The organism is Acinetobacter sp. ANC 4805 (assembly GCF_022549495.1).
Taxonomy (GTDB): domain Bacteria; phylum Pseudomonadota; class Gammaproteobacteria; order Pseudomonadales; family Moraxellaceae; genus Acinetobacter.
Genome location: NZ_JAKZGD010000010.1, coordinates 86,895 through 112,824 on the forward strand (window position 1 = coordinate 86,895; position 25,930 = coordinate 112,824).

The following is a 25,930-nucleotide window of genomic DNA, read 5'->3' on the forward strand; positions in this document are numbered from 1 at the left end:
CTTCCACAAGCTGAAATGACGACCTTGCATTAATGATACAGCGATAAAGCAAAAAGCTAATTTATGATTACCTGCTTTAAGCTTTATCCCCTATTCTCTCATCACTGATCTAAAACTTTCTTAAGTTTTTCAATCACATCAACGGTTTTCTTAATATTATCTTCGCTCAGTGTTGGATGTACTAAAAACATAAGACTAGTTTCACCAAGCTGCTGAGCATTTTTTAAACGTTCTTTCGGTCGCCAATTCGTATTATCAAAAGCATGCTCTAAATACACTTCAGAACACGAACCACTATAACATGGTACGCCTTCTGCATTGATAAATTGCATGATTCGGTCACGAGACCAATCACTTGGTAATGCATTTATATTGACTTGCACATAACATTTATATTGTGCATGTAGATAATCATCTGTTGGTCTGTTTACAGTAAAATAAATCGAATGATCAAATGCTTTTAATATTTTATCTGCATTTTCGATTCTTTTTTTCGTCCAATCTGCCATATAAGTTAGTTGAATGCGACCAATGACAGCTTGCATTTCCATCATACGCCAGTTTGTTCCAAAAGAATCGTGTAGCCAACGGAATCCTGGAGGATGTTGCTTATTGTAGACACTATCGTAGCTTTTGCCATGATCTTTATAAGACCACATTTTCTTCCACAAGTTTTCATCATTTGTGGTAACCATTCCACCTTCGCCACCCGTAGTCATAATTTTATCTTGGCAAAATGACCAAGCAGCGATGTGACCGATAGAACCCGCAGGCTTACCTTTATATTTAGCACCATGCGCTTGAGCACAATCTTCTATGACATATAAACCCTTTTCAGCTGCTAATTGCATAATTGGATCCATATCACACATCCAACCAGCCAAATGAACACAAATGATCGCCTTTGTATTTGGTGTTAATATAGCTTCTATTGTTCGTCTTGAAATATTTTGTGAATCTAACTCAACATCAGCAAAAATTGGATTCGCTCCAGCTGTAACAATCGAACTTGCTGAAGCCAAAAATGTCCGTGAAGTCACAATCACATCATCACCAGAACCAATTTGTAATGCTTTCAAAGCAACATCAAGTGCAACAGTTCCATTTGCTAAAGCAACTGCATATTGTGTACCAGAAAATGCTGCAAATTCCTTTTCAAATTCACGGCATTCTTGCCCCGTCCAATAATTTACTTTATTTGAAAGCAATATATTTTTAACTGCATCTGCTTCTTTCTCAGTAAAGCTTGGCCATGGTTCAAATGCTGTGTTTAACATACTCATATTCCTCAATATCGCTAATAAAAATCTATTTTTTCTCTAGAATACGTGCTGGATTTCCAACAACGGTAACACCTGGGGGAATACTTTTTGTAACTACTGCACCCATACCAACTACTGCATTTTTTCCAATGACCAAAGGTTTATCTGGTGTACCCTGTTTAATAACGGCCCCTGCACCAATGTAAACATGATCGTCGATATGGATATTGCCATTGCACTTTACTCCAGGTGCGAAAGTTACAAAATCACCAATTATGCAATCATGCTCAATATAACTATATAAATTTGCGTGGAAACACTTCCCAATTCTAATATTAGAAGTGATCGTGACAAAAGGACTTAATGCAGCCCCCTCGCCAATTTCAATATGATCCATCATCACAGTATTATCAGCTTGCACTGTCCATAATTGAATACCATCAATATCCAGCTGATTTGCAATTTTTTCACGAATCCGGCTATTTGCAATCGCAATTAATACATGTTTTTGATGTGAAACTAAATCTTTAAAAGACTGATAGTTTAAGGCAATATGCCCATTTACAATCTCCTGTTTTTGCAAACTATCATCAATGAAATAGAGTTCGGCTGAAATACCTAAACGCTGTAATTGTTGCCGCGCAACAGGCATCAAACTACGACCACAACCCGATGCCCCATAAATTGCATAGATTTGATTACTCATTCATTAGGTTCCGTTTTAGAACCCATAAACTTTGTCATCGTTGCTTCACCAGTCTCATTAATATCGTCTTTAGCGATTACTTTCTTCACCGTTTGCAACATGATTTTAAAATCTAACCAAATCGATCTATTTTCAACATACCACGTATCAAGTTTAAATTTTTGTTCCCAACTAATCGCATTGCGACCATTGACCTGAGCATGTCCTGTCATACCTGGACGTACATTATGGCGTTTAGCTTGCTCTTTATTATAAAGGGGGAGATACTCCATGAGTAAAGGACGTGGACCCACAACACTCATATCACCTTTAATAACATTCCAAAGTTCAGGCATTTCATCTAGGCTGGTTGAACGTAACATTTTACCAAAGTGAGTTAGTCGCTCACTATCAGGTAATGGATTACCTTGTTCATCAAAAGCATCTTTCATAGTACGAAACTTAATCATTTCAAATGGCAGACCATCCAATCCCGGTCTGACTTGACGAAAAAGCACAGGAGACCCTAGATTCTTTTTCACTTTATAAGCCACAAAGATATACAAAGGAGACAAAATCACCAATGCAATTGAAGCAATCACAACATCAAGTAAACGTTTAAGCATCTTCCACCCTTTTGAAAATCTCAATAAACTGTTGTGTACCACGACTTAAAGATAAATTTTCGTCATAAAACTGCTTAGCATTTAAACCTAGTTGACGTTGTTCATCTGTAGATAAATGATATATTTCTAAAATTGCCTTTTTTATACTTTCAGTATCTTCAGATAAAGCGATACACCCACATTTTGCCTTTTGAACAATATCTGCGGCGTCACCCGATACAGCCATTAGCAGTGGTTTTCCCATCGCCATATAAGCCTGTGTTTTCGATGGCACAGTAATTTCAAATAGTGGATCTCGTTTTAAATGAACTAACAACACATCAGCATGCTCTAAAACACCACCAACTTCAGACATTGGCACACGTGGAATGAAAACTACATTTTCAATATTTTCATCTAATACTCGTTGCTTTAGACGTTCCGTCTCCGTTCCACCACCAACGAATACGAATTGAATTTTACTCTCTGATCTTAATTCCATTGAAACATCTAGGATAGTATCCAAAGATTGGGCTTTTCCCATATTTCCAGCAAACAGAATATTGAATCGCCCTTGTAAAAGCTGCTGGTATTCACTTTTTATTGGTTGTGCTTGGGTCAAGCTATTTTCATCACACCAATTATAAATCACACTGACCTTATCATCTGAAATGCCTCTTTCATTTAATAGTTTTTTAAATCCAGGGCACAAAACCACAATATGATCAACAAAATAATAAACAAGTTGACAGACTCGACCCACAATATTCAATATTCTTTGGTTATTTAGCATTCCAGTTGCTTTGAGGGTATCAGGCCACATATCCTGAATATCATATACAACTGGAGTTCTTCTAAATAACTTAATAAATATAGCGGCTAAACCCACTGTTAGCGGAGGATGGTACGCATAGATAACATCCGCCTTTTTAGTTGCAAAAATACCAAAAAGCATCGCCATAAAAGCAAAGCTAATGTAATTCAAAATCCTTTTTAACGCAGAGCTATCATGATTCGGGTATAAAGCAACTCTTAAAACTGAAATTCCATCAATTTGTTCACGTTGATATAGTTTCAATTTATAACCATCATAGATTTTTCCTCCTGGGTAATTTGGAAACCCTGTTAGAACTTGTACCTGATGACCTTGTTGTTGTAATTCCCTAGCGAATGCTAAACCTTTAAAAGTAGGTTCGGGATCAAACCATTGCGTTAAAAGAAGGATTTTCATTATTTAGTATTTCTTCCAAATAATGCGATTAACATAATCGGTATAGCTCATGATGATACGAACGACCTTATCGCTCACATTTGGCATACTGTAGTCTGCCACCAAACGTAATAAACGCTCTTCTCCGCGTGCCTGAGACTCTAAAATCTCCAAACCTTGTAGAATTCGTTCTGCTGTTAATCCCACCATCATCACCGCTGCTTCTTCCATACCTTCTGGACGCTCATGTGCTTGACGTAAATTCAATGCAGGGAAATTCAAAATCGAAGATTCTTCATTGATGGTGCCACTATCAGACAACGCTGCCTTAGCTGAAAGCTGAAGTTTATTATAGTCACTAAAACCAAGTGGCTTTAACAATTGAACCAATGGATGGAACTCAATATTAAGTTGCTCAATACGTTTACGTGTTCTTGGATGTGTAGAAACAATGACAGGGAACTGATATTTTTCAGCGACTGCATTTAACATCGCGACAAGATCTAGGAAGTTTTGATCAGAGTTAATATTCTCTTCGCGATGCGCACTCACAATAAAGTACTGCTGTTCTTTCAATCCTAAACGCTCAAGCACATCTGATGCTTCAATCTTCGCCTTATAATGATTCAACACTTCAAACATCGGACTACCTGTTTTGATGACTAAATCAGCAGGCAACCCTTCAGCCAATAAGTAATCTCGAGCAATCGTACTATAAGTCAAGTTGATATCAGCAGTATGATCTACGATTCGACGATTGATTTCTTCTGGAACACGCATATCAAAACAGCGATTACCTGCTTCCATATGGAATGTTGGAATTTTACGGCGCTTGGCAGGTAGAACAGCCATACAACTATTGGTATCACCAAGTACTAATAATGCTTCTGGTTGTACTTCATCTAGAATCTTATCAACGGTAATAATCACATTACCAATCGTTTCCGCACCTGTACCACCTGCAGCATTTAAAAAATGATCAGGTTTACGAATCCCTAAATCTGTAAAAAAGATCTCATTCAATTCGTAATCATAGTTTTGCCCTGTATGTACCAAAATGTGATCAAAATATTGATCACATGCTGCCATCACTCGAGACAAACGGATAATTTCTGGACGCGTACCTACAACGGTCATTAACTTTAATTTTTTCACAACGATTCAACTCTTAATCTGTTATTGGCATTGCATAAGTATCTGGCTTACTACGATCAAAAATTTCATTTGCCCATAGCATCACGACCATTTCATCATCACCAATATTGGTAATATCATGTGTCCACCCAGGTACTGTCTCAACAATCCTTGGCTCATCGCCATGTGTCTCAAGTTGGTAGAACTCACCTGAAACCACATGCTTAAATTTAAATAAGGCTTTCCCTTTAATCACAAGGAATTTTTCAGTCTTGGTATGATGATAATGCCCACCTCGGGTGATGCCTGGGTGTGCAGTAAAATAGGAAAACTGACCAGCATCTGGTGTCTTTAACATCTCAACAAAGACACCACGCGCATCGCCATATTTAGGTACGCTGTAATCAAACTGTGCAGGTCTTAAGAAGCTTAAGTAGGTTGAATATAACGCTCGCGTTAAACCTGTTCCGACACGATCCGTAATTAGTGTATCTCTTGATTCTTTAAAACCGTTTAGAGTCTCAGCTAAATCACCGACTGTAATTTGATACTCAGGCTGAATTTGGAAGGTTTGATCAACACTAATTGAACCATTGATCATATTCCAAAAGGTCTCAACAACATCATCAACATACACTAATCGAATAAGGGCATTTGCATCATTGATTTGAAGTGGCAAATCATTTGCAACATTATGGCAAAAGGTTGCAACAGCAGAATTATAATTTGGACGAGACCACTTACCAAAAACATTAGCTAAACGACAGATGTAAACTGGATTTCCTTGCTCCGTATGCAACTTCTCAAGAGCTTGCTCACCACCAAGTTTACTTTTCCCATAAGCGTTATCACGATCAGCCTGAATAGAAGAAGACAGAATAACAGGCGTTTTTTTGTGCTCACCTTTGAGTATTTGAGCAATTTTCTCTGTTAGGGTAACGTTACCCTCAATGAATTCACTTTCATTTAATGGACGATTGATACCTGCCAAATGTACAATCCAATCGGCAGCCAAAATAAACTCTTTTAGCTCTTGTTCAGATGACCCCCGATGAACTTTTAAAATTTCAACTTCAGGTTTTTCTGATAAAAACTGAATAAGGTTTTTTGCAATAAAACCATTAGATCCTGTGACTAGAATTTTCATTAAGATGCCCTATAATTTAGAACGCATTGAGTTCTTTTTGAAAGCTAAAACAGGTTTTTCTAATAAAAACCAAGATAATATTGCACAAGCATATGTTAACAATAAAACTGCTATCAACAAATAACTCTCACTATTAAAACCATAATAAACAAAAATATTTACAATCAACATATGATAAATATAAACACCATATGAGATATCATTCCCTTTTAAAACTTTATCCGACAAATCAGGTTTACTATAAGCAACTTTTATAATTAGAAGAGATAAAACAAGAAAGGAAATCATATTAATATTATTTCCAGTAACTCCCAACCCAACCCAACCCAATCCAACATTAACTAGTAAAAATAAACCAATCAGAATAAACCAAGGAATGTTAACTATTTTTTTTAACCAGTGCTCAGACGTAGATAAATATGCTCCCCATAAAAACATACCAAACCAAGGTAAAAAAGAAATACTAAATAAATCAAATAATAAATTATTTGTCGGAAGCATATTCTTAAATACATTGATAAGAAAGAAAAGCGGAATTAAAAACAACCAGCTTTTCTTATATTTATTTACAACCCAAAATAAGATTGGTACAGCAACATAAAACTGGAGCTCAACAGCAATTGTCCATAAACTACCATTAACAACACCAACTCCAAATCCTCTAAGAAAATCAGGATTATAAAATTGAACAAAAGAAAGCTGCCCTAAACACCATATCCAAAAATGACTTTCACCCAAGATACTAAAAGATAAAAAATTAGTACCAAATAGAACAGCTAAACTTACAAAAAAACAAAGCCATAAAGCAGGATATATTCTTAAAAACCTCTTCTGAAAATAACCAAATATAGAGGCGGATTTTAAATATGATCGGTAGATTAAAAATCCACTGATAAAAAAGAATATAGGCACTCCAGGTAAAAAACCTAAATGCTTAATAAAATCTAATTCATGCAATTTCAAATGTGAAACTGCATGAACGAAGACAACTTGTGTAGCTGCAAAAAGTCTTATCAAATCTAGATTATTTTTGACAAAATTAAAACCCTCTATACGTTGGTCTTTCACAGGATCAGGCCTCTGGGTCTACATATTTTCCTTGTGTAAGCGCACGAATAAACTCAAGCTTGAGTAGCAGTTTTTTCATGCCTTCTACATCTAAACGCTCAGTATTATGCGAATTATAGTCTTCAAGTTCAGTAATCTTTAAATCACCATTCTCAACATACTTTTCATAATTAAGGTCACGCTGATCTGCTGGCACACGGAAATACTCACCTTGATCAATTGCCACGGCCATTTCCTCACGGCTCAACAACGCTTCAAATGCTTTCTCACCATGGCGAGTCCCCATGATTGAAATCGGATACTCTTCAACTTTTAGTAGTTCTCGTAAAGCCTTTGCTAAAACTTCAATAGTTGCTGCTGGCGCTTTTTGAACAAAGATATCGCCATTTTCGCCATGTTCAAAGGCATATAGCACCAAGTCAACAGCATCTTCCAATGTCATCATAAAACGAGTCATATTCGGATCAGTGATCGTTAATGGCTTATTTTGACGAATTTGATCAACAAATAATGGAATTACTGAACCACGTGATGCCATTACGTTACCATATCGAGTACAGCTAATAACGGTATCTAAACCTTCTAAGTTACGAGACTTCGCGACGATAACTTTTTCCATCATCGCTTTAGAAATACCCATTGCATTAATTGGATAAACAGCCTTATCGGTACTTAAACAAACAATTCTTTTAACGTGGTTTTGGATCGCCGCTTCAAGTACATTTTCTGTACCAATTACGTTTGTCTTCACAGCTTCCATTGGATGAAATTCACAAGAAGGAACTTGCTTCAATGCAGCAGCGTGATAAATATAGTCCACGCCACGTGTTGCATTTAAGATACTATTGTAATCTCTTACATCACCAATATAAAATTTTAACTTCGATGATTGATACTTTTTACGCATATCATCTTGTTTCTTCTCATCTCGGCTAAAAATGCGGATTTCTTTTATATCAGTCTCTAGAAAACGCTTTAAAACTGCATTCCCAAATGACCCTGTACCACCAGTAATTAATAAAACCTTATTCGCAAACATCATTTCCTCTCCAATGATTTCCAAATACCTAAATATTGATTAACAACTGTTTCAATTGAATATACTTCAGCACATCTTTTAAATGCTTTCTGACTTAAAAGATGTTGTAAAGAATCATTTTGCGATAAAGTTTTTAAAGCCTCATAAAGACTCTTTTCATCTGCAACATCTACTAGAATTCCGGCTTCATTCTCTAACATTTCAGGAATAGCACCAACTTTAGTCGCAACAATTGAATTTTGGGTTGCCATTGCCTCAAGCACTACATTCGGAAATCCCTCTGTATAGCTAGGCAAAGCAAATATTTTTGATTTTTTAAGCTCCAATAAAACTGCAGCATTATCCAAATTCCCTAGGAAATGAATATCTTTATTTTTTGATAAGCTATATTTTTCATCTAATTTTCCGAAAAATTTTTGATCAATAGGTCCAATAAGTCTTAGCTCCCAATTATCTAAATTAAGATCAACAAATGAACTTACAAGCTCCTCAACACCTTTTTCTCTTTTCACCCACCCTACAAAAGAGATTATATTTTCCTTGTTTGAACTTTCGATTATCTGCTTTTCAAAAGCATAATCTATGCAGTTCGGTATTAAACATACTTTCTTTGAAATAAGCTCTGAATAATTAGATAAAAAATTATAAGTTTTTTGATCAATACAAATAATTTTATCTGAAAATTTAAATATTAACCGTAACAAATAATATTCATAATTTTTAATTTCAAAAATTTCAGGAATTCTTCCAAAACGAATATGTATTATAAATTTTGCCCGAAATAATTTTGTAGTAAAAGAAAACATAAAATCTCTTACTAAGCCAAAACTTCCAGAAGAAGTTAAATGAATAATATTGCTACCTAAAACCAAAAAATATATAAATTTCAGATAATTATAAAATAACTGTATATTACCACCAAGTAATCTGAGCCACACTCCACTATGAACAGATCTCCATCTTACAGCAATATCTAAATGCCTATAATTAATGATTTTTTTTTCATTTAAGTATGCTGTCAGCTGTTCTGTCCAGCGCGCAATACCACCATAAGGAGGAGGTAATGGTGATACCAGTAAAAGCTTACTCTTCTTCATAGACTTCATTCATCAATAATATTAACAAAAAATTCAGATACATTTTTCCGTAACGCCACTGATTTTGAAGAAAAATTCTCCTGTGCCGTTTTAATTGCATTTTTTTTCATTATCTTTTTCTGCTCTAAAGAAAGTTTTAACATCTTGCGAATGGATACTTCTATAGCTTGTTTTGAGCCATCCTCAACAATAAAGCCATTATATTCATCTTTTAAATATTGCCCTAGATCAGAGGTTAAATTTGTTGCAACAGGTACACCTAATGATAAACTTTCTACAAACTTAGACGGGAAACCATATCTGTTACAGTGTATATCAGGTCGAGTAAAAATTGTAAAATCAGCCTTTGCTATAAAACTATTTATTTCCTCTTGCTTAACTTTTCCATGTATCCGAATGCTAGAAGGCAACTCCTGGATATTATACTTCAACTTTAGTTCTACTTCACTTGGACCAAATATATCTAATTTTATTTCATTATCTATAGAAAGTTGATCTACCACTTGAATAATTTCATATAAACTATCTTTATTACCGATATTACCAGCATAAATTAAAGACAGCATATTACTCTCGCTAATGAATGGCTCATTCATTTCTATCGCTACTAGCGGAGGTATCACAACAGTCTTTTTTTTATTAAATACATTTCCTAGACTAGAGCTAATTGTAATAATACCATCGGCCCTTGGATAAACATATTTGAATGCAAGTAGAAAGCTATTATAAAATAAACCGTACCTTCCCCCCATCATTTGTGAAGGCTCATACCATTCAACAAGATCAAAAATTACTTTTATGTTATTAGTCTGACAATACTTTAAAATTCTTTTAGAAAAATGATAATAGCCACCATAAACAACGACATATTCAGGTTTAACCTCTAACTCACTCAACCACTTAACAGTATTATTACCACCTCTAAATATAATATTAAATAATCTAACCAGCCCTCTTGAGTCAGAAAATAGCTCATTGAGCCCGTAGTGATTTATATTATTATAAACCCCTTCTTTTGCACCTCCTCCGTGGCCAACAATTACATTGTAGCCAAGATCTTGAAGCAACATAATATTACCCAAGACCCGTTTAGATGCAGCCTGACCAAAAGGAAATGAAAATGCTCCAACATATGCTATAATTTTATTTTTCATTATTTAACACCAAAAACATACTTTAATCCTCATATTTTTTAACCAAATAAATTTATCAGGTGCTAATTAAAATTTACGTTCAGAAATCTTTTCATTAAATAACACTCCATATGCCATTAATAAAGATAATACACTCCATAACACAGGAGAACTTTCCCAAACACCTGTAAAAAAAATAGGAATTTCTATCACAAACAAAATTAATCCAAGCAAAAAATTCCGCCTTAAGACAAAAAAAACAATTGATAAAAAACTAAAAAAATAAAATAAAATACCTAATACACCAGTTTCGACCAAAAGACTGAGAAATACATTATGAACATTTATTCCGAATCCACTTATTTCTGGAAAATTATTTAATCCTATTCCAAATATATAATGTTCTTCAAACAACTTCCATGCCGAACTCCAAGTTGCTTCACGACCAGAGGTCCAGTCCATATCGCTACCTGTAGAGCCCTGAACATCAAAACGGGCTTGCCAGTATGCAGGCAAAGAATCATAAAACCCAACAAACATTGTGAAGAATGAAGCTGCAAAAAGAGCAATAATTAAGCCAAATATTGGTTTTTTAAATGCCAAAATAATATAAAAAAAAGCTAATGCTATTAAAGCTCCCCGACTACCTGTTAAAAAAATAGCTATACTAAATAACCCCAATAAAATATAATAAAATTTATAATATTTGTTATTAAAAAAAATATAAAGAATTGGCAATAAAGTCACCAAACTATAAGCTAAATAATTAGCATTAATATCATTCAGATTTACTCGATCACCCTGCAATATTACATTCCAATTTACAATCATTAATATAGATGTAAGCCCACCCCCTAACAACAGCGAATTTGCCATAAGGCTCCATACTTGTTTATTAAAACAAAAGCGCCTTATCAAAAAAAATAGTAAAAAAGATATAAGATAATAATAATACTGAAGAGCAGATGATGAAAAATTATATGCATTAACTACTGGCACAAGCAACCAGAACATAAAAACCAGAACAAAAAATTCTTGCAAGTTTATAAAAAATATTTTCTCTTTCTTCAAGAAAAATAATAATAAACCACCAAGAATTATGGAAAAAAAATAAAATGGGACACCAACAACTACTATAAGCTTAGCTAAAAATATTAGAGAAAAAAGTCCCATTGAACCTAAAAACATTATTATATGGCGAATATTTAACAAACTATTACTAGTCATTCCAACCTCTATCTCTTATAATCTTACCTGACGCAAACATAATGAGGAAATTACCAAGAGTCCCAAATATCGTTAAAATATAAATATATGTATAGAAAGAATAATCAAATATAAAAATTGACATAAAAACGATTAAAAGCAATAAATCTATTGGAAGCTGAAAAATTTGTTTCTTTTCTGCTCTTAACAAAACCCTGTAGGGCAAAGCCATTATAAAAGATAAAACCCAAATAACTATATATTTAGACATCCAGACTGCGTCATACCAGTCACTTTTAAGAATAAACTCAAATACAAAACCTGTACTATAGAAAGCTATAGATGCTGTTATACAGAAAAAAACTATCGAATTTTTAATATTAAAAAAATATATTTCTTTAAAATCATCTCTTGCGACATATTGAAGAAAAATAGGGGAAACGACTTGTGTTAACAAAAATGCTGGCCCCCAGACCAACTTATGAACTACAGAAAACTCCCCTCCAACTGAATAAGAAAACTTATAAGTAATCAGTAACAATGGGGAAATAAACATACTAGTTGATATTAATTCTTGTATAGTACCAGTTATTAAAAATTTTTTATTTTCCCAAAAAACCGAAATAGAATCTTTTAAGTTTAAATAAAAACCTATATTATTTCTACAAAAAACAACACTAAACAAAACCAAAACAAACTCTGAAACAACAACTCCCAACACAAGCCCTAACGATTTATTGTAATATGATAATAGTATTTGGCTTACAACAACAACTATACTTCTAATCAAAATCCCAACTGAGTATAATTTATTCTTACCCTGCCTTAAAAGAACAGCCCTAAACAACACATTAAAACAATAAAAAACAACATATAGTATTGTTAAGATTAACAACTCCACTCTTTTATCTTGAAAAATAAAGTATGAGAAGAAAATAAGAAATAAAAAACAAAAAAACTCTAAAATAAAGGAAGAGACCAACCCAGTATTAAAAATACGATTTATATTATCTTTACTTATTAAAATTAAATTATTAAATTGAAAATTACAAATTAAAGAAATAAAAGTGATAATAGATACAATTATAGAAAGATAACCAAAACTTTCTTTGGCATACAAATAGGTTAGTAAAGGTTGCGAAATTAGCTGTAATAGCTGTGCTAAAGCCGTTACAGCCGCAACAGAAAAAATTAATTTAAACATCTAAAAAACGTATATACCATGGCATTGCTTCTTTAATCCCTTGAAGCACATTGTATTGCCCCTCGTAACTCAAGTTTTTATTTATTTTACTTACATCAGCTTGCGAGTGTCTTACATCACCAGCTCTAAAATCTTTGTATAATGCATCTTTATTATAAACAACATTATTTTCATTTAGCTCTTCACGAATAGCTTTAAATAAATCATTTAGTGTTGTTCTATCACCAACAGCGACATTATAGACTTGATTTTTAGCATCCGCATTTTCAGTTGTTGCAGCCAAAATATTAGCTTGTATTGCATTCTTTATATAACAAAAATCTCGACTAGTTTCACCATCGCCATTAATCGTAACATCTTGATTTTGGATCATCGCCGAGGTCCATTTAGGAATCACTGCAGCATAAGCACCATTTGGATTTTGACGTTTACCAAAGACATTAAAATAACGTAAGCCTATAGTTTGAAAACCATACGTCTTCGCAAAAACATCTGCGTAAAGCTCATTCACATACTTGGTAACTGCATACGGCGACAAAGGCTTACCAATGTTCTCCTCTACTTTAGGTAGCGCAGGATGATCTCCATAAGTCGAGCTACTTGCTGCATATGTAAAGCTTTTTACATTAGCATCTCGAGCAGCAACCAACATATTCAAGAAACCTGTAATATTAGCACTATTTGTCATAATAGGATCTGCAATTGATCGTGGTACAGACCCTAAAGCAGCTTGGTGTAATACATAGTCAACAGTAGCACATACTTTTTGACAATCTTCTAATAAACGAATATCACCCTCAAAAAAGGTAAAATTCTTCCACTGCTGTTCTGAGACTAAACTTTGGACTTCATCTAAATTATGTTGAAACCCAGTCGCAAAATTATCTAAACCAATTACTTTTTGATCGAGTAATAATAATGTTTCCAAAAGGTTTGAACCGATAAAACCAGCAACACCCGTAATCAACCAAGTTTTTTGGTTACTTTTTAATTCTTCGCAAACTTGTGCAAACTGAGTCATAGCGTTACCCCAATAAAATTATAAGCGAATATCAGATTCATGCTGAGCAAGTACATATTTCAAATCATATAAAACATGATCAGCTTTCCCTAACTTTCGAATTCCTTCAACACCCATCTGTTTAAATTGCTCATGAGCAACAGCTAAAATAATGGCATCATACTCAGCTGATTTAGGTGCATCTATAGGTAAAATATTATATTCATGCTGTGCTTCTGCTGAATCGACCCAAGGATCATACACATCAACATCCACATGATATTCTTCAAGTTCTTTTACAATATCAATAATCTTAGTATTTCTAATATCAGGGCAATTTTCTTTGAAACTTAATCCTAATAATAAAACTCTCGCCCCTTCAACTTGAATTTTCTTCTTAATCATTTTCTTGATCAGTTGGGTAACGACATATGCTCCCATACTATCATTCAATCGACGGCCAGCTAAAATAATCTCTGGATGATAACCAATAGACTGGGCTTTATGCGTCAAATAATATGGATCAACACCAATACAATGTCCACCCACTAAACCTGGGCGGAAAGGCAAAAAGTTCCACTTGGTTCCTGCTGCCTTTAGTACATCTTCAGTATCAATTCCCATCCGATTGAAAATTAAAGCTAGCTCATTAATCAACGCAATATTCACATCTCGCTGTGTGTTCTCAATCACTTTAGCCGCTTCTGCAACTTTGATACTTGAAGCTTTGTGTGTACCCGCTTCAATAATTAAATTATAAGTTTCATCTACAAATTCAGCCACTTCGGGGGTAGAGCCCGAGGTGATCTTGAGAATATTAGTTACGCGGTGTAGCTTATCACCTGGGTTAATTCGCTCTGGGCTATAACCTGCAAAAAAATCCGTATTAAACTTTAAGCCTGATACTTTTTCCAAAACTGGAATACAAACTTCTTCCGTTGCCCCTGGATATACAGTCGATTCATAAACAACAATATCGCCCACTTTTAAAATCTGCCCGATACTAGTCGATGCTTTGATTAATGGGGTTAGATCTGGTTGCTTATAATCATCAATCGGTGTCGGAACAGTGACAATAAAAAAGTTACAGTCTTTTAAATTTTCTAGATCTGAAGTAAATGTGAGTTGATTCGCTTGTTGTAGTTCGTGAGGGGAAACCTCTAAAGTATGGTCTTGTCCATTTCTAAGTTCATCAATACGTTTGGCTGATATGTCAAAACCAACAACTGATACCTTTTTCCCAAATTCAACAGCTAACGGTAAACCAACATATCCCAAACCAATAATTGCTATTTTTAATTCGGCAAGTTTCATAAAATTAGCCTTCATCCCTACAATGTATTTAAAATTCAAATGAACGAAATAGAAACCATCAATTTTTCTGCGCACAATATAGCAGAGTTTTTCTTCACGCTATAACGAAATTGTATGACGTATTTTTCGACACAAGCTATTTTAATTGATCAATTCAACTAAAATACAATATTATCAATAATTAACAAAGCAATCCCGACCCATCAGATATACTTAGCATACAAAGCAAAGGGATTTGTCGGTGATTTTTTAGGATTTTTAAGCTAGAATAAGCAAAATTCTAAGTTTACGCGCAGATAATTGTGCCGCAGCTGATATTAAATTACATATAAATATTCAAGGGTAAAGTGTGAAGCATTATCAACTATTTTCCATCCTTGCAATTAGCATAAGCGCTGTAGGGTGTGCTGTCACTTCTGGTCTACAAACCTATGATATTCCGAGTGAAGGGATCTATAAAACTGATCTTGGAACCACTGTAAGTGTAATAAAAATTACCCAAGATACCTTACAAACGATCAAACCGACTCAACTCAATCATCAACAGAATTATACGTCGTTGTTCAAACAACCTCAGCAAATCTATCGTCTGAGTCCAGGAGACGTTTTATCCATTCAGCTTTGGGCTTACCCTGAAATTACGCCTCCGATTAATAGCATTACAAATGATCAATCTGTACAAGCCAGTGGTTATCCGATTGACCAAACGGGTTATATACAGTTTCCCTTAATTGGACGGTATAAAGTCGCGGGGAAAACCTTAGCTCAAGTTAACCAAGAACTACGAAATCAACTTGCAAATTACTTAAAAAATCCTGATGTTGTGGTACGTATACTTTCATACCAAGGGCAACGCTTTTCTGTTCAAGGCAGTGTCACCCGAGGTGGGCAATTTTATTTAACAGATCAACCAACAAGTATTTATACAGCACTAGGATTAGCCGGTGGCATCAATGATAAAGGTGACAATACCTATATACAGTTAGTGCGACATGGTGTTACCTATGATCTAAATACCCTTGAATTAGAAAAGACAGGCTATTCTCTGCATAAACTGCTTATTCAGCCCAATGATACGATTTATGTAAGCACGAAAGAAAACCAGAAAATTTATATTATGGGGGAATCGGGTAAGAACCAAGCGCTGCCTATGCGTGATCAAGGAATGACCTTAAGTGATGCTTTAGGTGAAGGCTTAGGTTTAAATCCATTATCAGCAAGTGCAAGTCGAATTTATGTATTACGCACCAGTACAAATGAACATCGCACTGAACTTTACCATTTAAATTTAATGAGTTTGGGTGACTTTGGTCTAGCAAATCAATTTCGTTTACGTAGTAATGACATTATTTATATTGATGCAACTGGTCTAACGCGCTGGCAACGTGTTATGAATCAGATTGTTCCATTTTCGAGTGCACTTTATAGCTTTGATCAGCTAGGAAAATAATAATGCAGATTCGAACTATTTTGGTCGTTTGTATTGGGAATATTTGCCGTAGTCCTATGGCAGAATATCTACTTAAGCAAGACTATCCTCACTTGAGTATTGAATCTGCTGGCATTTCTGGTCTTACAGGTCACCCAGCCGATGCTAAAGCACAATTATGTATGCAGCACTTAAATATTGATATGAGTGCCCATATTGCAAAGAAACTAAATTCTGAGCATTTAAAGAGAGCTGATTTAATCCTGGTCATGAGTAAAAATCAACAGTCTCATATTGAACAAACTTGGCCCTTTGCTAAAGGAAAAATTTTTCGTTTAGGTCATTGGCAACATAAGAATGTGCCAGACCCGTATCAGCATGATCAAACTTTTTTTAATGATACATGTCAGCTTATCCAACAGTGTGTTACTGATTGGAAAAACTATATTTAACTTTTAGATTAAGATTATGAGCCAAAATACCAATACTGAAGATACAATTGACCTGAAAGAGCTGTTTTTTTCTCTTATTGCTCAATGGAAATTAATCGCTTTATTTATCATTCTTAGCCTTGTGTGTGCATTGTTATATCTACGTGTAACACCTGATACTTATTCAGTCGATGCATTGGTTCAAGTCGAAGACAGTAAAGGAGCTTCGGCAGCCTTGTTAGGCGACCTATCGCAAATGATTGACCAAAAGTCACCCGCACAATCTGAGATTGAGATCTTAAAATCTCGCTTGGTTTTAGGCTCAGTTATTCAGGCACTTCATCTTGATCTAAATATCGCAAGTAAAGAAAATACTTTGCGTAATCGCCTACTCAACAAGCCCAATTATACAACTGAATATGGTCCTGAATCTGTCATTTTTAAGGACAACAACAAAACATTTGCTGTTAAAGAATTTATGATTCCTAGTCAATTTATTGATAAGGGTCTTTTACTAAATTTCAAAAATAATCAATTTTACTTCACAAATCCTAAAAATGACCAAGTTGTATTCACAGGGAGCATTAATCAGCTGAATCACGTGACTAATCAACAAGGTTCTTGGAAAGTTGGGATTTTTACTCAAGATCAGTTAACAAGTACGTATACGATTTATAAACAGTCATTACCTGCTGCCGTGGCTGCAATCAGTTCGAATTATGCTGTTGCAGAGCGAGGAAAAATGACAGGAATCCTTGGCTTGAGTTACCAAGGACAAGATAAGGAACATATTACTAAAGTGCTGAATGCCATTTTATCAGCATACAGTGCTCAGAACGTTGCTCGTCGCTCTGCTGAAACAGCTCAAACACTGAAATTCCTAGACGAACAATTACCTGTACTGAAAAAACAACTTGATGATGCAGAACGTGAGTTCAATAAATTTCGTCAAAAATATAATACCGTGGATGTCACCAAAGAGTCGGAACTTTATTTAACTCAAAGCATCACTCTAGAAACTAAAAAAATAGAATTACAACAACAAGAAGCTGATCTAGCAGCGAAATACACAGCAGAACACCCTGCTATGCGAGAAATTAATGCACAAATCACTGCAATTAATAAACAGATTAGTGAGCTCAATAGTACCTTAAAACAATTACCCGACTTACAACGACAATATTTACAACTTTATCGCGAGGTTGAGGTGAAAACTCAACTCTATACGGCTTTGCTCAATTCATATCAACAGTTACGAATTGCAAAAGCCGGAGAAATTGGTAATGTGCGTATTGTCGATACTGCAGTGGAACCCGTAGAACCAATTAAACCGAAGAAACTGCACGTTTTGATTCTTGCTATTCTATTGGGTGGCTTTCTTGGTACATTCATCGCATTATTACGTAATGTGTTCCGTACGGGCATTAAGGACTCAACTCAAATTGAACATGAGTTTGATTTACCTGTTTATGCAACCGTACCTCGTTCACCGATTCAAGAAACGCGTATCAGTATCTTGAAAAAGAAGAAAACCATTCCTATTCTTGCCGTTAAACATAATGATGATATTGCGATTGAAAGCCTACGCAGTATCCGAACTGCTATTCATTTTGCACTTGCACATGCAAAGAATAATATTATTGTGATCGCAGGTCCCTCGCCCGAGGTTGGGAAATCTTTTATTTCTACCAACTTAGCAACCATCTTTGCACAAAGTAATAAGAAAGTTTTGCTGATCGATGCAGATATGCGTCGTGGTTATATGCATAAATATTTTAATTTAGATATAAAACCGGGTTTAGCTGAATTCTTAAGTAACCAAGCCTACCTAAATCAGGTAATTAACCCAACAGAAGTGGAGGGTTTAAGTGTTATTACCCGTGGTAAAAGTCCAGCAAATCCATCAGAGATGCTTGGCTCTGAACAATTTCAAGTGTTATTGGAACAACTGAGTCAAGAATATGACCATGTCATTATTGATACTCCACCGATACTTGCGGTTACGGATGGAATTATTATTTCTCAGTATGCTGGGGTTAATTTACTGGTTGCTCGTTATGCTAAATCACAAATGAAAGAACTAGAACTAAGTTTAAATCGTTTCGAACAAGCCAATGTGAAAGTCAATGGTTTTATCTTAAATGATATTCAACGTGCTGGTGCTGGGTATGGATATACATATAACTATTCATATGCTTATAAAGCACATAAAGATGATTAAAAACATTTCTATTTAGTTCCCATAGACAAACCAGATCTCAAGATCTGGTTTGTCTATGCCTACGTTGATAACAACATAAATGATATAAAAAATACTCGCATTTTTTAGCTGGGTTATTCAATGCCTAAGCTTAGACATGCTAAGATCAGCGGCATATTTTTTATTAAAATCTCACTTTTGGACATCTCATGAGTAAAGCTTTACCTATCATTGCTGCAGTTGTTTTAGGTGGTGCAGCCCTTGTTCCGATTTATTATGCAACTCAACATCCAGCGACTGAGCTTGGATCAAAAGCTGATAAGAATGCGGCACCTGTTGCAAAAATTAGTTATGCTCTAGGCTATGAAGTTGCAAAACAAACACCGCCTGAATTAGAAACAGCTGCATTTATTACAGGTTTCCGTGATGGGCATGCAAAAAAAGCTGCGGCATACACAGAAGAAGAATTACAAGCTGCTTATGTTGAATTCCAAAAACAACTTCAACAAAAGCAACTTAGTGAGACAAAGAAAGCTCAAACAACGAATAATAGCTTCTTAGCCGAAAATGCGAAAAAAGAAGGTATTAAAACAACGGCTTCAGGTTTACAGTATAAAATCACTCAGGAAGGTACTGGAAAACAACCTGCAGCGACTTCCGTCGTTAAAGTTCATTACAAAGGTCAGTTAACTGATGGTAAGGTCTTTGACAGCTCTTATGATCGTGGTGAACCAATCGAGTTTCCACTTAATCAAGTAATTCCAGGTTGGACTGAAGGTTTACAATTAATGAAAGAAGGCGGCAAAGCCACCCTATACATTCCAGCTAACCTTGCTTATGGTGAACAAGGTGTACCAGGTTCTATTCCACCAAATAGCACATTAATTTTCGATGTGGAATTAATCGCTGTAAAATAAATGATCTAAGGAGAGCATTTGCTCTCCTTTATTTTGGAAGAAATAATGAAAAAATTAAGCCTGATTTTAGTTACTACAATGATTGGGACAGCACATGCAGCACCGATTACTTTAAAAAGCCCAGAAAAAGATCAATTTGGATATAGTTACGGTTATTTAATTGGCAAAAGCTATGCTGAAACATTAAAGGACCTCAATATTGAAAGCATTTCTCAAGGTCTACAAGATGCGATGCAGGGCAAAACAGCATCCCTAACAGATGAAGAAATGATCAACTTATTAGGTCAATATAAAAAACGTCTTGAAGCAAAACAACTCATAGAATTTCAAGAACTTGCTCAAAAGAATGAGCAGATTGGGAAAACATTTTTAACTGAAAATGCAAAGAAAACTGGGATTGTAACCACTCAGTCAGGTTTACAGTATCAAGTTCTACAAGCAGGCAAGGGCAAATCGCCGAAAGCAAGCTCAACGGTTAAAGTCAATTATGAAGGACGTTTATTAGACGACACCGTATTTGATAGTTCAATTGCCCGTAACCACCCTGTTGAATTTAAGCTGAATCAAGTGATTGCAGGCTGGACTGAAGGTGTTCAAACCATGAAGGTTGGTGGTAAAAGTCGCTTCTTTATTCCAGCGAATTTAGCATATGGTGATGTGGGTTCAGGTGATGTGATTGGTCCAAACAGCACGCTGATTTTTGATATTGAATTACTTGACGTAAAATAAACCCTTCTGATCGGAGTAATACTGATCAGTTAAGCCTAATTTCATTATGACTGATTGATAAATCGCCCAAACCCCTCTTTGAAAAAGAGGGGAACACATTTGGATTCAATACCGTATTGAATTTCGGAATCCCCCCTTTTGCACAAAAGTGAGAAGCATCGCTTCACAAGGGGAGGATGAAAAATGCTTAACTGACTGGCATTACCTAATTGAAGTGTTTAATTTTTTCAGGCCCTTGTTTTAAGCTTTTAGATGTCGGGGACGGAAACCCATTGCAAATAGTCCAATGACATAAGCAATAACACCGATTACACACAACCCCACCACTTCTACAATACGCAACCATTGTGAAATATCGCCCTGATACCACGTTAAGCCATACCAAAGCGCGGCAATCATCGTGATATTGGCAACTGTATATTGCAATGCCAGTTTTTTCCAATGTGCGCCAAAACGATAAATATTGCGTTTATGCAAATAAAAATACAGCATCCCCGCATTCACCAGTGCTGAACCTGATGATGCCATCGCCAAAGCCATATGCTCTGCATGCCAATCAATCAATTTAAAGAAACCAATAAAGACGACGTTTAAAATCGCATTCGCAGCCACTGCCATCAAACCTACACGAACAGGGGTTTTGGTGTCTTGCTGAGCGTAAAAACCAGGTGCAAACACTTTAATCAACATAAATGAGATCACCCCTGCACTCATACATTGCAAGGCTAATGCGGTCATTCGTGTATCTTCTAAAGTAAACTCGCCACGTTGAAACAGAGCTTGAATAATCGGTGTCGACAGCATAAATAAGGCGATACTTGCAGGAATACCAACAAGCATGATGATTTTAGCAGCCCAGTCAATCATGCTTTTAAACTTAGCTTGATCTTGTTCCGCATGACGTGCTGAAAGTGAAGGTAAAATCACCGTGCCAATCGCCACCCCAATTAAACCGAGTGGAAGCTCTGTCATACGTTCAGCACTATATAACCAAGATACTGAACCATCCTGCATGAACGATGCCCAAATGGTATTCAGCAGCAAATTGATCTGAGTAACGGATACACCAAATAAAGCAGGCAGCATCAGTTTTAAGATGCGATCAACACCTTCATGCTTAAAATCAACTTTAGGTGGAATTAATAAGTTCTTATTCCATAACTCAGGAATCTGAATCGCGAGCTGCAAAATACCTGCAACCACAACAGCCCAACCCAATGCCATAATCGGCTCAGCCATATACGGTGTCAGCCCCCACGCCCCTGCAATCATTGCCACATTCAGCAATACAGGTGAAAAGGCTGGCGAAGCAAATGAACCATAACTATTTAAGATACTGCTCGCAAAAGCAGTTAATGACATGAACAGTAGATAGGGAATCGTGAGACGAAACATATCAACAGCAAGTTCAAATTTCGCTGGATCGTTATGGAAACCAGGCGCATAAATATAAATAATCGCGGGTGCTGCCACCATTGCCACAAAGGTGAGCAATGACATTGCTGTTAATAAGCACCCAAAGACCCGACTAATTAATATCTGAACTTCGGCATGCGTGCGACTGGTTTTATATTCTGTTAAAACAGGAATAAAGGCTTGAGAGAAAGCGCCCTCGGCAAATAACCGTCGAAAAAAGTTGGGAATACGAAATGCAACAACGAAGGTATCAAAATCTTTACCAGCACCAAATACATTGAGTAGCACGACATCACGTACCAATCCCAAAATTCGGGATAACATCGTCATTGCACTGACAATGACAGTCGATCGCCACAATGCCATCGCATTCACCTACGGCTTATCTTTAAAAAGCGTTATTGTAATGAAAGTCCAAATAGATTTCGTTGTGAAATCATAAATCCGACGAAGTTTTTTTAGAGAGTCGTTGACGGAACAACTGCCAATCAAAATACGGTCCTGGATCTGTTTTACGTTTTGGTGCAACATCCGAATGCCCTGCAATATGATTCTGGATTTTTGGGTAAGCTTGGCGCAATGTTGCCACAACATCAGTGAGTGCCTGATATTGTGCCATTTCAAAGGGCAAATCGTCGCTGCCTTCTAACTCGATCCCAATCGAATAATCATTACATTCTTGTTGAGCAAGATAGCTTGAACGCCCTGCATGCCAAGAGCGGTGATTAAAATTTACAAACTGAATCACTTCCCCAGTTCTTAAAATCAAGAGATGGGCTGAGACCTGCATGCCTTCAATAGTTTGGAAATAAGGGTGTATAGACCAATCCAATTTATTTTGAAAAAATTGCTGAATATAACCGCCGCCAAACTGTGATGGTGGCAAGCTAATGTTGTGAATAACAATCAGTTGAATATCTGTATCAGCAGGGCGTGCATTAAAATTAGGTGATGCGATCTGGGTCGCACCCGCTAATATTCCATCTTGCACTTGAGCAAATTTAGCTTGTTGCATTATGACTCGAATCAGCAATTTAAGATTTATCTTGCCCATTCTGACATGCTTTATCACGAATAATCGAGATGAAATACTTATTTTTTATGAGGAGGGTGTTAATATATTGCACAAGTTTTTTTAGTCAAAAATACACTGGAACGGGTATGAGTATTCCTCAATCTTTGCTTGAACAATCTATTCAAATCAATATTCAACAAGCATTACAAGAAGACATTGGGGACGGCGATATTACTGCGATGCTCACACCAGAAGATGAGCAAGCAACAGCAACCATTATTAGCCGTGAAGATATGGTATTAGCGGGTCAACCGTGGGTCAATGCCTTGATTCAAGCTTTTGACAGCTCAGTTCAAGTGATATGGTTAAAACAAGAAGGCGAGCATGTTGCCGCAAATGAAGCCTTTTTAAAACTTGCGGGTTCAGCACGTAGCCTTCTCACAGTAGAACGTCCTGCTTTAAATTTTATCCAAACACTTTCGGCTGTTGCGACTAAAACTGCGAGCTATGTCAAACAACTCGATGGTTTAAACACCAAACTGCTGGATACGCGTAAAACCTTACCGGGTTTACGTATCGCACAAAAATATGCGGTGGCGGTGGGTGGTGGGCAAAATCATCGTTTAGGTCTATTTGATGCCTTCTTAATTAAAGAAAACCATATCATGGCCGCAGGTGGCATTGCTCAGGCGATTAGCAAAGCACATGAAATCGCCCCAGGTAAACCCGTTGAAGTTGAAGTTGAAACTTGGGATGAGTTAGATCAAGCACTTGAAGCAGGTGCTGATATTGTCATGCTCGACAACTTCAGCCAACAACAAATGATTGATGCCGTCAAACATGTTGCAGGTCGTTGTAAGCTAGAGGCTTCAGGTAATATCACCATTGAAAACTTACGTGAAGTGGCAACGACAGGTGTCGATTACATTTCGATGGGTGTACTTACTAAAGATGTCCGAGCTGTAGATTTATCAATGCGTTTTAATGCTTAAATCTGTTCAGAATCTTGTGCAGTCGCTGTACCAATAGTCTTCGTTTGATTTGTCGTCGAAGCATTCTTCGCTTCAACGCTCTCACTCCATGCTGATTTGGCTTCGGTCAAATCAGTTGGTCGTGGGTCTGCAGCCATTAAAACAAAAGTGACAGCCGTTAATAAAACCAGAAAAACTTGTACCATGCTTCCCTTCCTTCTTTATTTTTCATTTTTCTAATCTATCAAAGCAAAATGAGTCAAATAAATGGGTTATGTGACAAACTGCAAAGATTATGTGATTTTATGTTGATAAGGTTTCTCTTTAGGTTTGTTCCATTCAGTCTCTATATTTTTGTATTTCAATAAGCTTGACATATTTTTTAGGAGTTTACGTTTATGGATAATGCAGAATTTATGTTACTTGCGTTGGAGACTTCCAAACAAGCACTACCTAATTGTTTACCCAATCCGCCTGTTGGGTGTGTCATTGTTCGCAATGGTCATGTCATTGCTACTGGTTTTACGCATGAAGTCGGTTCTCATCATGCTGAAATAGATGCTTTATCAAAAATCTCAGGAACACTTGAAGACTGTGATATGTACGTGACCTTAGAACCATGCTCATTCATAGGGCGCACTCCATCATGTGCGATGGAAATTGTTAAACGAAAAGTGAGACGATTATATGTTGCCATCATTGACCCTCACGTTAAAAACAATGGTAAAGGCATCGACATCATCAAGGAGGCACATATCCCTGTAGTGGTTGGGCTTTGCTCTCAACAAGTGGGTTCTTTTTTGACTCCATACCTTTGCTTATCGTAATACATTCATTAGAAATTATCAGGATTGGTATGAGCTACATTTTCCTATCAGCCTTTATTTTTTGTTTTCAAATAGCAAAAACTAGATAAAAAAAAAGGCGGTCTAAAAATACCAGACCGCCCGCACTATCAACTGGAAATTACCAACCGAGAGCCTGCTGTTGTTTCTGAATCAACTCTGCGATTCCTTTTTCTGCAAGCTCTAACATGGCATTAGACTGTTGACGAGTAAACGGTTTCTCTTCTGCCGTTCCTTGAATTTCAATAAACTCACCCGCCTGCGTCATCACCACGTTTAAATCCGTTTGGCAATTTGAATCTTCTTCGTAGCATAAATCGAGTAGGACTTCATCTTGATACATCCCGACTGAGATCGCTGCCACAAGACCTTTTAAAGGGTCTTGTTTAATTTTTTTGTTGCTCAGCAATACATTCATTGCATCAACTAAAGCCACTGCTGCACCTGTAATAGCTGCTGTACGTGTACCACCATCTGCTTGGATGACATCACAATCGATCGTGATTGTGTTTTCACCCAACTTCTTCAAATCAACCATGGCACGAAGGCTACGACCAATTAAACGTTGGATTTCTTGGGTACGCCCTGTTTGCTTACCACGTGCCGCTTCACGATCACTACGTGTATGGGTTGAACGCGGTAACATACCGTATTCAGCCGTCACCCAACCTTGTCCTTGTCCTTTCAGAAAACGAGGCACTGAGTTGTCAATGCTTGCTGTACACAACACTTTGGTATGACCGAACTCAACCAAAACTGAACCTTCTGCATAACGGGTATAGTTACGCGTGATTTTTACCTCACGTAATTGGTCTAATGCTCTTTGGTCAATACGCATAACGATTCCTTAAAACTATGGCACAAATATGATTG

Annotated in this window: 25 protein-coding genes; 7 read left to right on the forward strand and 18 right to left on the reverse strand. The window is 36.2% G+C overall.

Annotated elements, in window-relative coordinates:
• Window positions 1-101: 101 nt before the first annotated feature.
• From MMP60_RS13550 to tviB, 14 genes are all read right to left on the reverse strand, one after another.
• A complete protein-coding gene (locus MMP60_RS13550; protein WP_241336896.1) occupies window positions 102-1,277 on the reverse strand; it encodes a DegT/DnrJ/EryC1/StrS aminotransferase family protein in 1,176 nt (391 codons plus the stop codon).
• Between the two features lie 31 nt (window positions 1,278-1,308).
• Window positions 1,309-1,968: an acetyltransferase gene (locus MMP60_RS13555; protein WP_241336897.1), complete on the reverse strand. Its 660-nt coding sequence runs from the start codon at window positions 1,966-1,968 to the stop codon at window positions 1,309-1,311.
• On the reverse strand, window positions 1,965-2,573 hold the full coding sequence (locus MMP60_RS13560; RefSeq protein WP_241336898.1) for a sugar transferase: 609 nt from the start codon (window positions 2,571-2,573) through the stop codon (window positions 1,965-1,967). Before MMP60_RS13560 ends, MMP60_RS13555 begins: the two co-directional genes overlap by 4 nt.
• Window positions 2,566-3,783 (reverse strand): glycosyltransferase family 4 protein, encoded by a 1,218-nt coding sequence (locus MMP60_RS13565; protein ID WP_241336899.1) that lies wholly within the window; start codon window positions 3,781-3,783, stop codon window positions 2,566-2,568. Before MMP60_RS13565 ends, MMP60_RS13560 begins: the two co-directional genes overlap by 8 nt.
• A 3-nt stretch (window positions 3,784-3,786) precedes the next feature.
• Window positions 3,787-4,917: a UDP-N-acetylglucosamine 2-epimerase (non-hydrolyzing) gene (wecB, locus tag MMP60_RS13570; RefSeq protein WP_241336900.1), complete on the reverse strand. Its 1,131-nt coding sequence runs from the start codon at window positions 4,915-4,917 to the stop codon at window positions 3,787-3,789.
• Between the two features lie 13 nt (window positions 4,918-4,930).
• Complete coding sequence (locus MMP60_RS13575; RefSeq protein WP_241336901.1) at window positions 4,931-6,043, reverse strand: NAD-dependent epimerase/dehydratase family protein; 1,113 nt, start codon at window positions 6,041-6,043, stop codon at window positions 4,931-4,933.
• A 9-nt stretch (window positions 6,044-6,052) separates the two neighbouring features.
• Window positions 6,053-7,111, reverse strand: a complete 1,059-nt coding sequence (locus MMP60_RS13580) for an acyltransferase (RefSeq protein WP_241336902.1) — start codon at window positions 7,109-7,111, stop codon at window positions 6,053-6,055.
• Window positions 7,112-7,115: 4 nt separating this feature from the next.
• Complete coding sequence (locus MMP60_RS13585) at window positions 7,116-8,150, reverse strand: polysaccharide biosynthesis protein (RefSeq protein WP_241336944.1); 1,035 nt, start codon at window positions 8,148-8,150, stop codon at window positions 7,116-7,118.
• Window positions 8,150-9,247 carry a glycosyltransferase family 4 protein gene (locus MMP60_RS13590; protein WP_241336903.1) on the reverse strand — a complete coding sequence of 366 codons (1,098 nt, stop codon included), beginning with the start codon at window positions 9,245-9,247 and terminating at the stop codon, window positions 8,150-8,152. The genes MMP60_RS13585 and MMP60_RS13590 overlap by 1 nt, the downstream gene beginning before the upstream one ends.
• A gap of 5 nt (window positions 9,248-9,252) precedes the next feature.
• The gene (locus MMP60_RS13595) at window positions 9,253-10,401 is read right to left on the reverse strand and encodes a glycosyltransferase (RefSeq protein ID WP_241336904.1); all 1,149 of its coding nucleotides are present in this window, start codon (window positions 10,399-10,401) and stop codon (window positions 9,253-9,255) included.
• 66 nt (window positions 10,402-10,467) lie between these two features.
• Entirely contained in the window at window positions 10,468-11,607 is a 1,140-nt protein-coding gene (locus MMP60_RS13600; protein ID WP_241336905.1) for an O-antigen ligase family protein, read from the reverse strand.
• Window positions 11,600-12,790, reverse strand: a complete 1,191-nt coding sequence (locus MMP60_RS13605; protein WP_241336906.1) for an oligosaccharide flippase family protein — start codon at window positions 12,788-12,790, stop codon at window positions 11,600-11,602. The genes MMP60_RS13600 and MMP60_RS13605 overlap by 8 nt, the downstream gene beginning before the upstream one ends.
• The gene (locus tag MMP60_RS13610; RefSeq protein ID WP_241336907.1) at window positions 12,783-13,811 is read right to left on the reverse strand and encodes an NAD-dependent epimerase/dehydratase family protein; all 1,029 of its coding nucleotides are present in this window, start codon (window positions 13,809-13,811) and stop codon (window positions 12,783-12,785) included. Before MMP60_RS13610 ends, MMP60_RS13605 begins: the two co-directional genes overlap by 8 nt.
• Before the next feature lie 18 nt (window positions 13,812-13,829).
• The gene (tviB, locus tag MMP60_RS13615; protein ID WP_241336908.1) at window positions 13,830-15,104 is read right to left on the reverse strand and encodes a Vi polysaccharide biosynthesis UDP-N-acetylglucosamine C-6 dehydrogenase TviB; all 1,275 of its coding nucleotides are present in this window, start codon (window positions 15,102-15,104) and stop codon (window positions 13,830-13,832) included.
• A 349-nt stretch (window positions 15,105-15,453) separates the two neighbouring features.
• On the opposite strand from tviB, the gene MMP60_RS13620 reads away from it, so the two are divergent.
• From MMP60_RS13620 to MMP60_RS13640, 5 genes are all read left to right on the forward strand, one after another.
• Window positions 15,454-16,554: a polysaccharide biosynthesis/export family protein gene (locus tag MMP60_RS13620; protein WP_241336909.1), complete on the forward strand. Its 1,101-nt coding sequence runs from the start codon at window positions 15,454-15,456 to the stop codon at window positions 16,552-16,554.
• Window positions 16,555-16,556: 2 nt separating this feature from the next.
• Window positions 16,557-16,985: a low molecular weight phosphotyrosine protein phosphatase gene (locus tag MMP60_RS13625; protein ID WP_241336910.1), complete on the forward strand. Its 429-nt coding sequence runs from the start codon at window positions 16,557-16,559 to the stop codon at window positions 16,983-16,985.
• Window positions 16,986-17,001: 16 nt separating this feature from the next.
• Complete coding sequence (locus MMP60_RS13630; protein ID WP_241336911.1) at window positions 17,002-19,185, forward strand: polysaccharide biosynthesis tyrosine autokinase; 2,184 nt, start codon at window positions 17,002-17,004, stop codon at window positions 19,183-19,185.
• A 188-nt stretch (window positions 19,186-19,373) separates the two neighbouring features.
• Complete coding sequence (locus MMP60_RS13635; protein ID WP_241336912.1) at window positions 19,374-20,081, forward strand: FKBP-type peptidyl-prolyl cis-trans isomerase; 708 nt, start codon at window positions 19,374-19,376, stop codon at window positions 20,079-20,081.
• Window positions 20,082-20,126: 45 nt separating this feature from the next.
• Entirely contained in the window at window positions 20,127-20,810 is a 684-nt protein-coding gene (locus MMP60_RS13640) for an FKBP-type peptidyl-prolyl cis-trans isomerase (protein WP_241336913.1), read from the forward strand.
• 240 nt (window positions 20,811-21,050) lie between these two features.
• Here the strand turns inward: MMP60_RS13640 and murJ are convergent, their stop codons facing one another.
• Both murJ and ampD read right to left on the reverse strand, forming a co-directional pair.
• Complete coding sequence (gene murJ / locus MMP60_RS13645) at window positions 21,051-22,601, reverse strand: murein biosynthesis integral membrane protein MurJ (protein ID WP_241336914.1); 1,551 nt, start codon at window positions 22,599-22,601, stop codon at window positions 21,051-21,053.
• A gap of 61 nt (window positions 22,602-22,662) precedes the next feature.
• On the reverse strand, window positions 22,663-23,241 hold the full coding sequence (gene ampD, locus MMP60_RS13650; protein WP_241336915.1) for a 1,6-anhydro-N-acetylmuramyl-L-alanine amidase AmpD: 579 nt from the start codon (window positions 23,239-23,241) through the stop codon (window positions 22,663-22,665).
• A 146-nt stretch (window positions 23,242-23,387) separates the two neighbouring features.
• Between ampD and nadC the strand changes: the two genes are divergently transcribed.
• Window positions 23,388-24,233, forward strand: a complete 846-nt coding sequence (gene nadC, locus MMP60_RS13655; RefSeq protein ID WP_241336916.1) for a carboxylating nicotinate-nucleotide diphosphorylase — start codon at window positions 23,388-23,390, stop codon at window positions 24,231-24,233.
• Here the strand turns inward: nadC and MMP60_RS13660 are convergent.
• On the reverse strand, window positions 24,230-24,418 hold the full coding sequence (locus MMP60_RS13660; RefSeq protein WP_241336917.1) for a hypothetical protein: 189 nt from the start codon (window positions 24,416-24,418) through the stop codon (window positions 24,230-24,232). The two genes, nadC and MMP60_RS13660, sit on opposite strands and share 4 nt — an antisense overlap.
• A gap of 192 nt (window positions 24,419-24,610) precedes the next feature.
• On the opposite strand from MMP60_RS13660, the gene MMP60_RS13665 reads away from it, so the two are divergent.
• Window positions 24,611-25,039 carry a bifunctional diaminohydroxyphosphoribosylaminopyrimidine deaminase/5-amino-6-(5-phosphoribosylamino)uracil reductase RibD gene (locus tag MMP60_RS13665; RefSeq protein WP_241336918.1) on the forward strand — a complete coding sequence of 143 codons (429 nt, stop codon included), beginning with the start codon at window positions 24,611-24,613 and terminating at the stop codon, window positions 25,037-25,039.
• A gap of 139 nt (window positions 25,040-25,178) precedes the next feature.
• Here the strand turns inward: MMP60_RS13665 and rph are convergent, their stop codons facing one another.
• Complete coding sequence (gene rph, locus MMP60_RS13670; protein WP_004665354.1) at window positions 25,179-25,895, reverse strand: ribonuclease PH; 717 nt, start codon at window positions 25,893-25,895, stop codon at window positions 25,179-25,181.
• Between the last annotated feature and the right edge of the window lie 35 nt (window positions 25,896-25,930).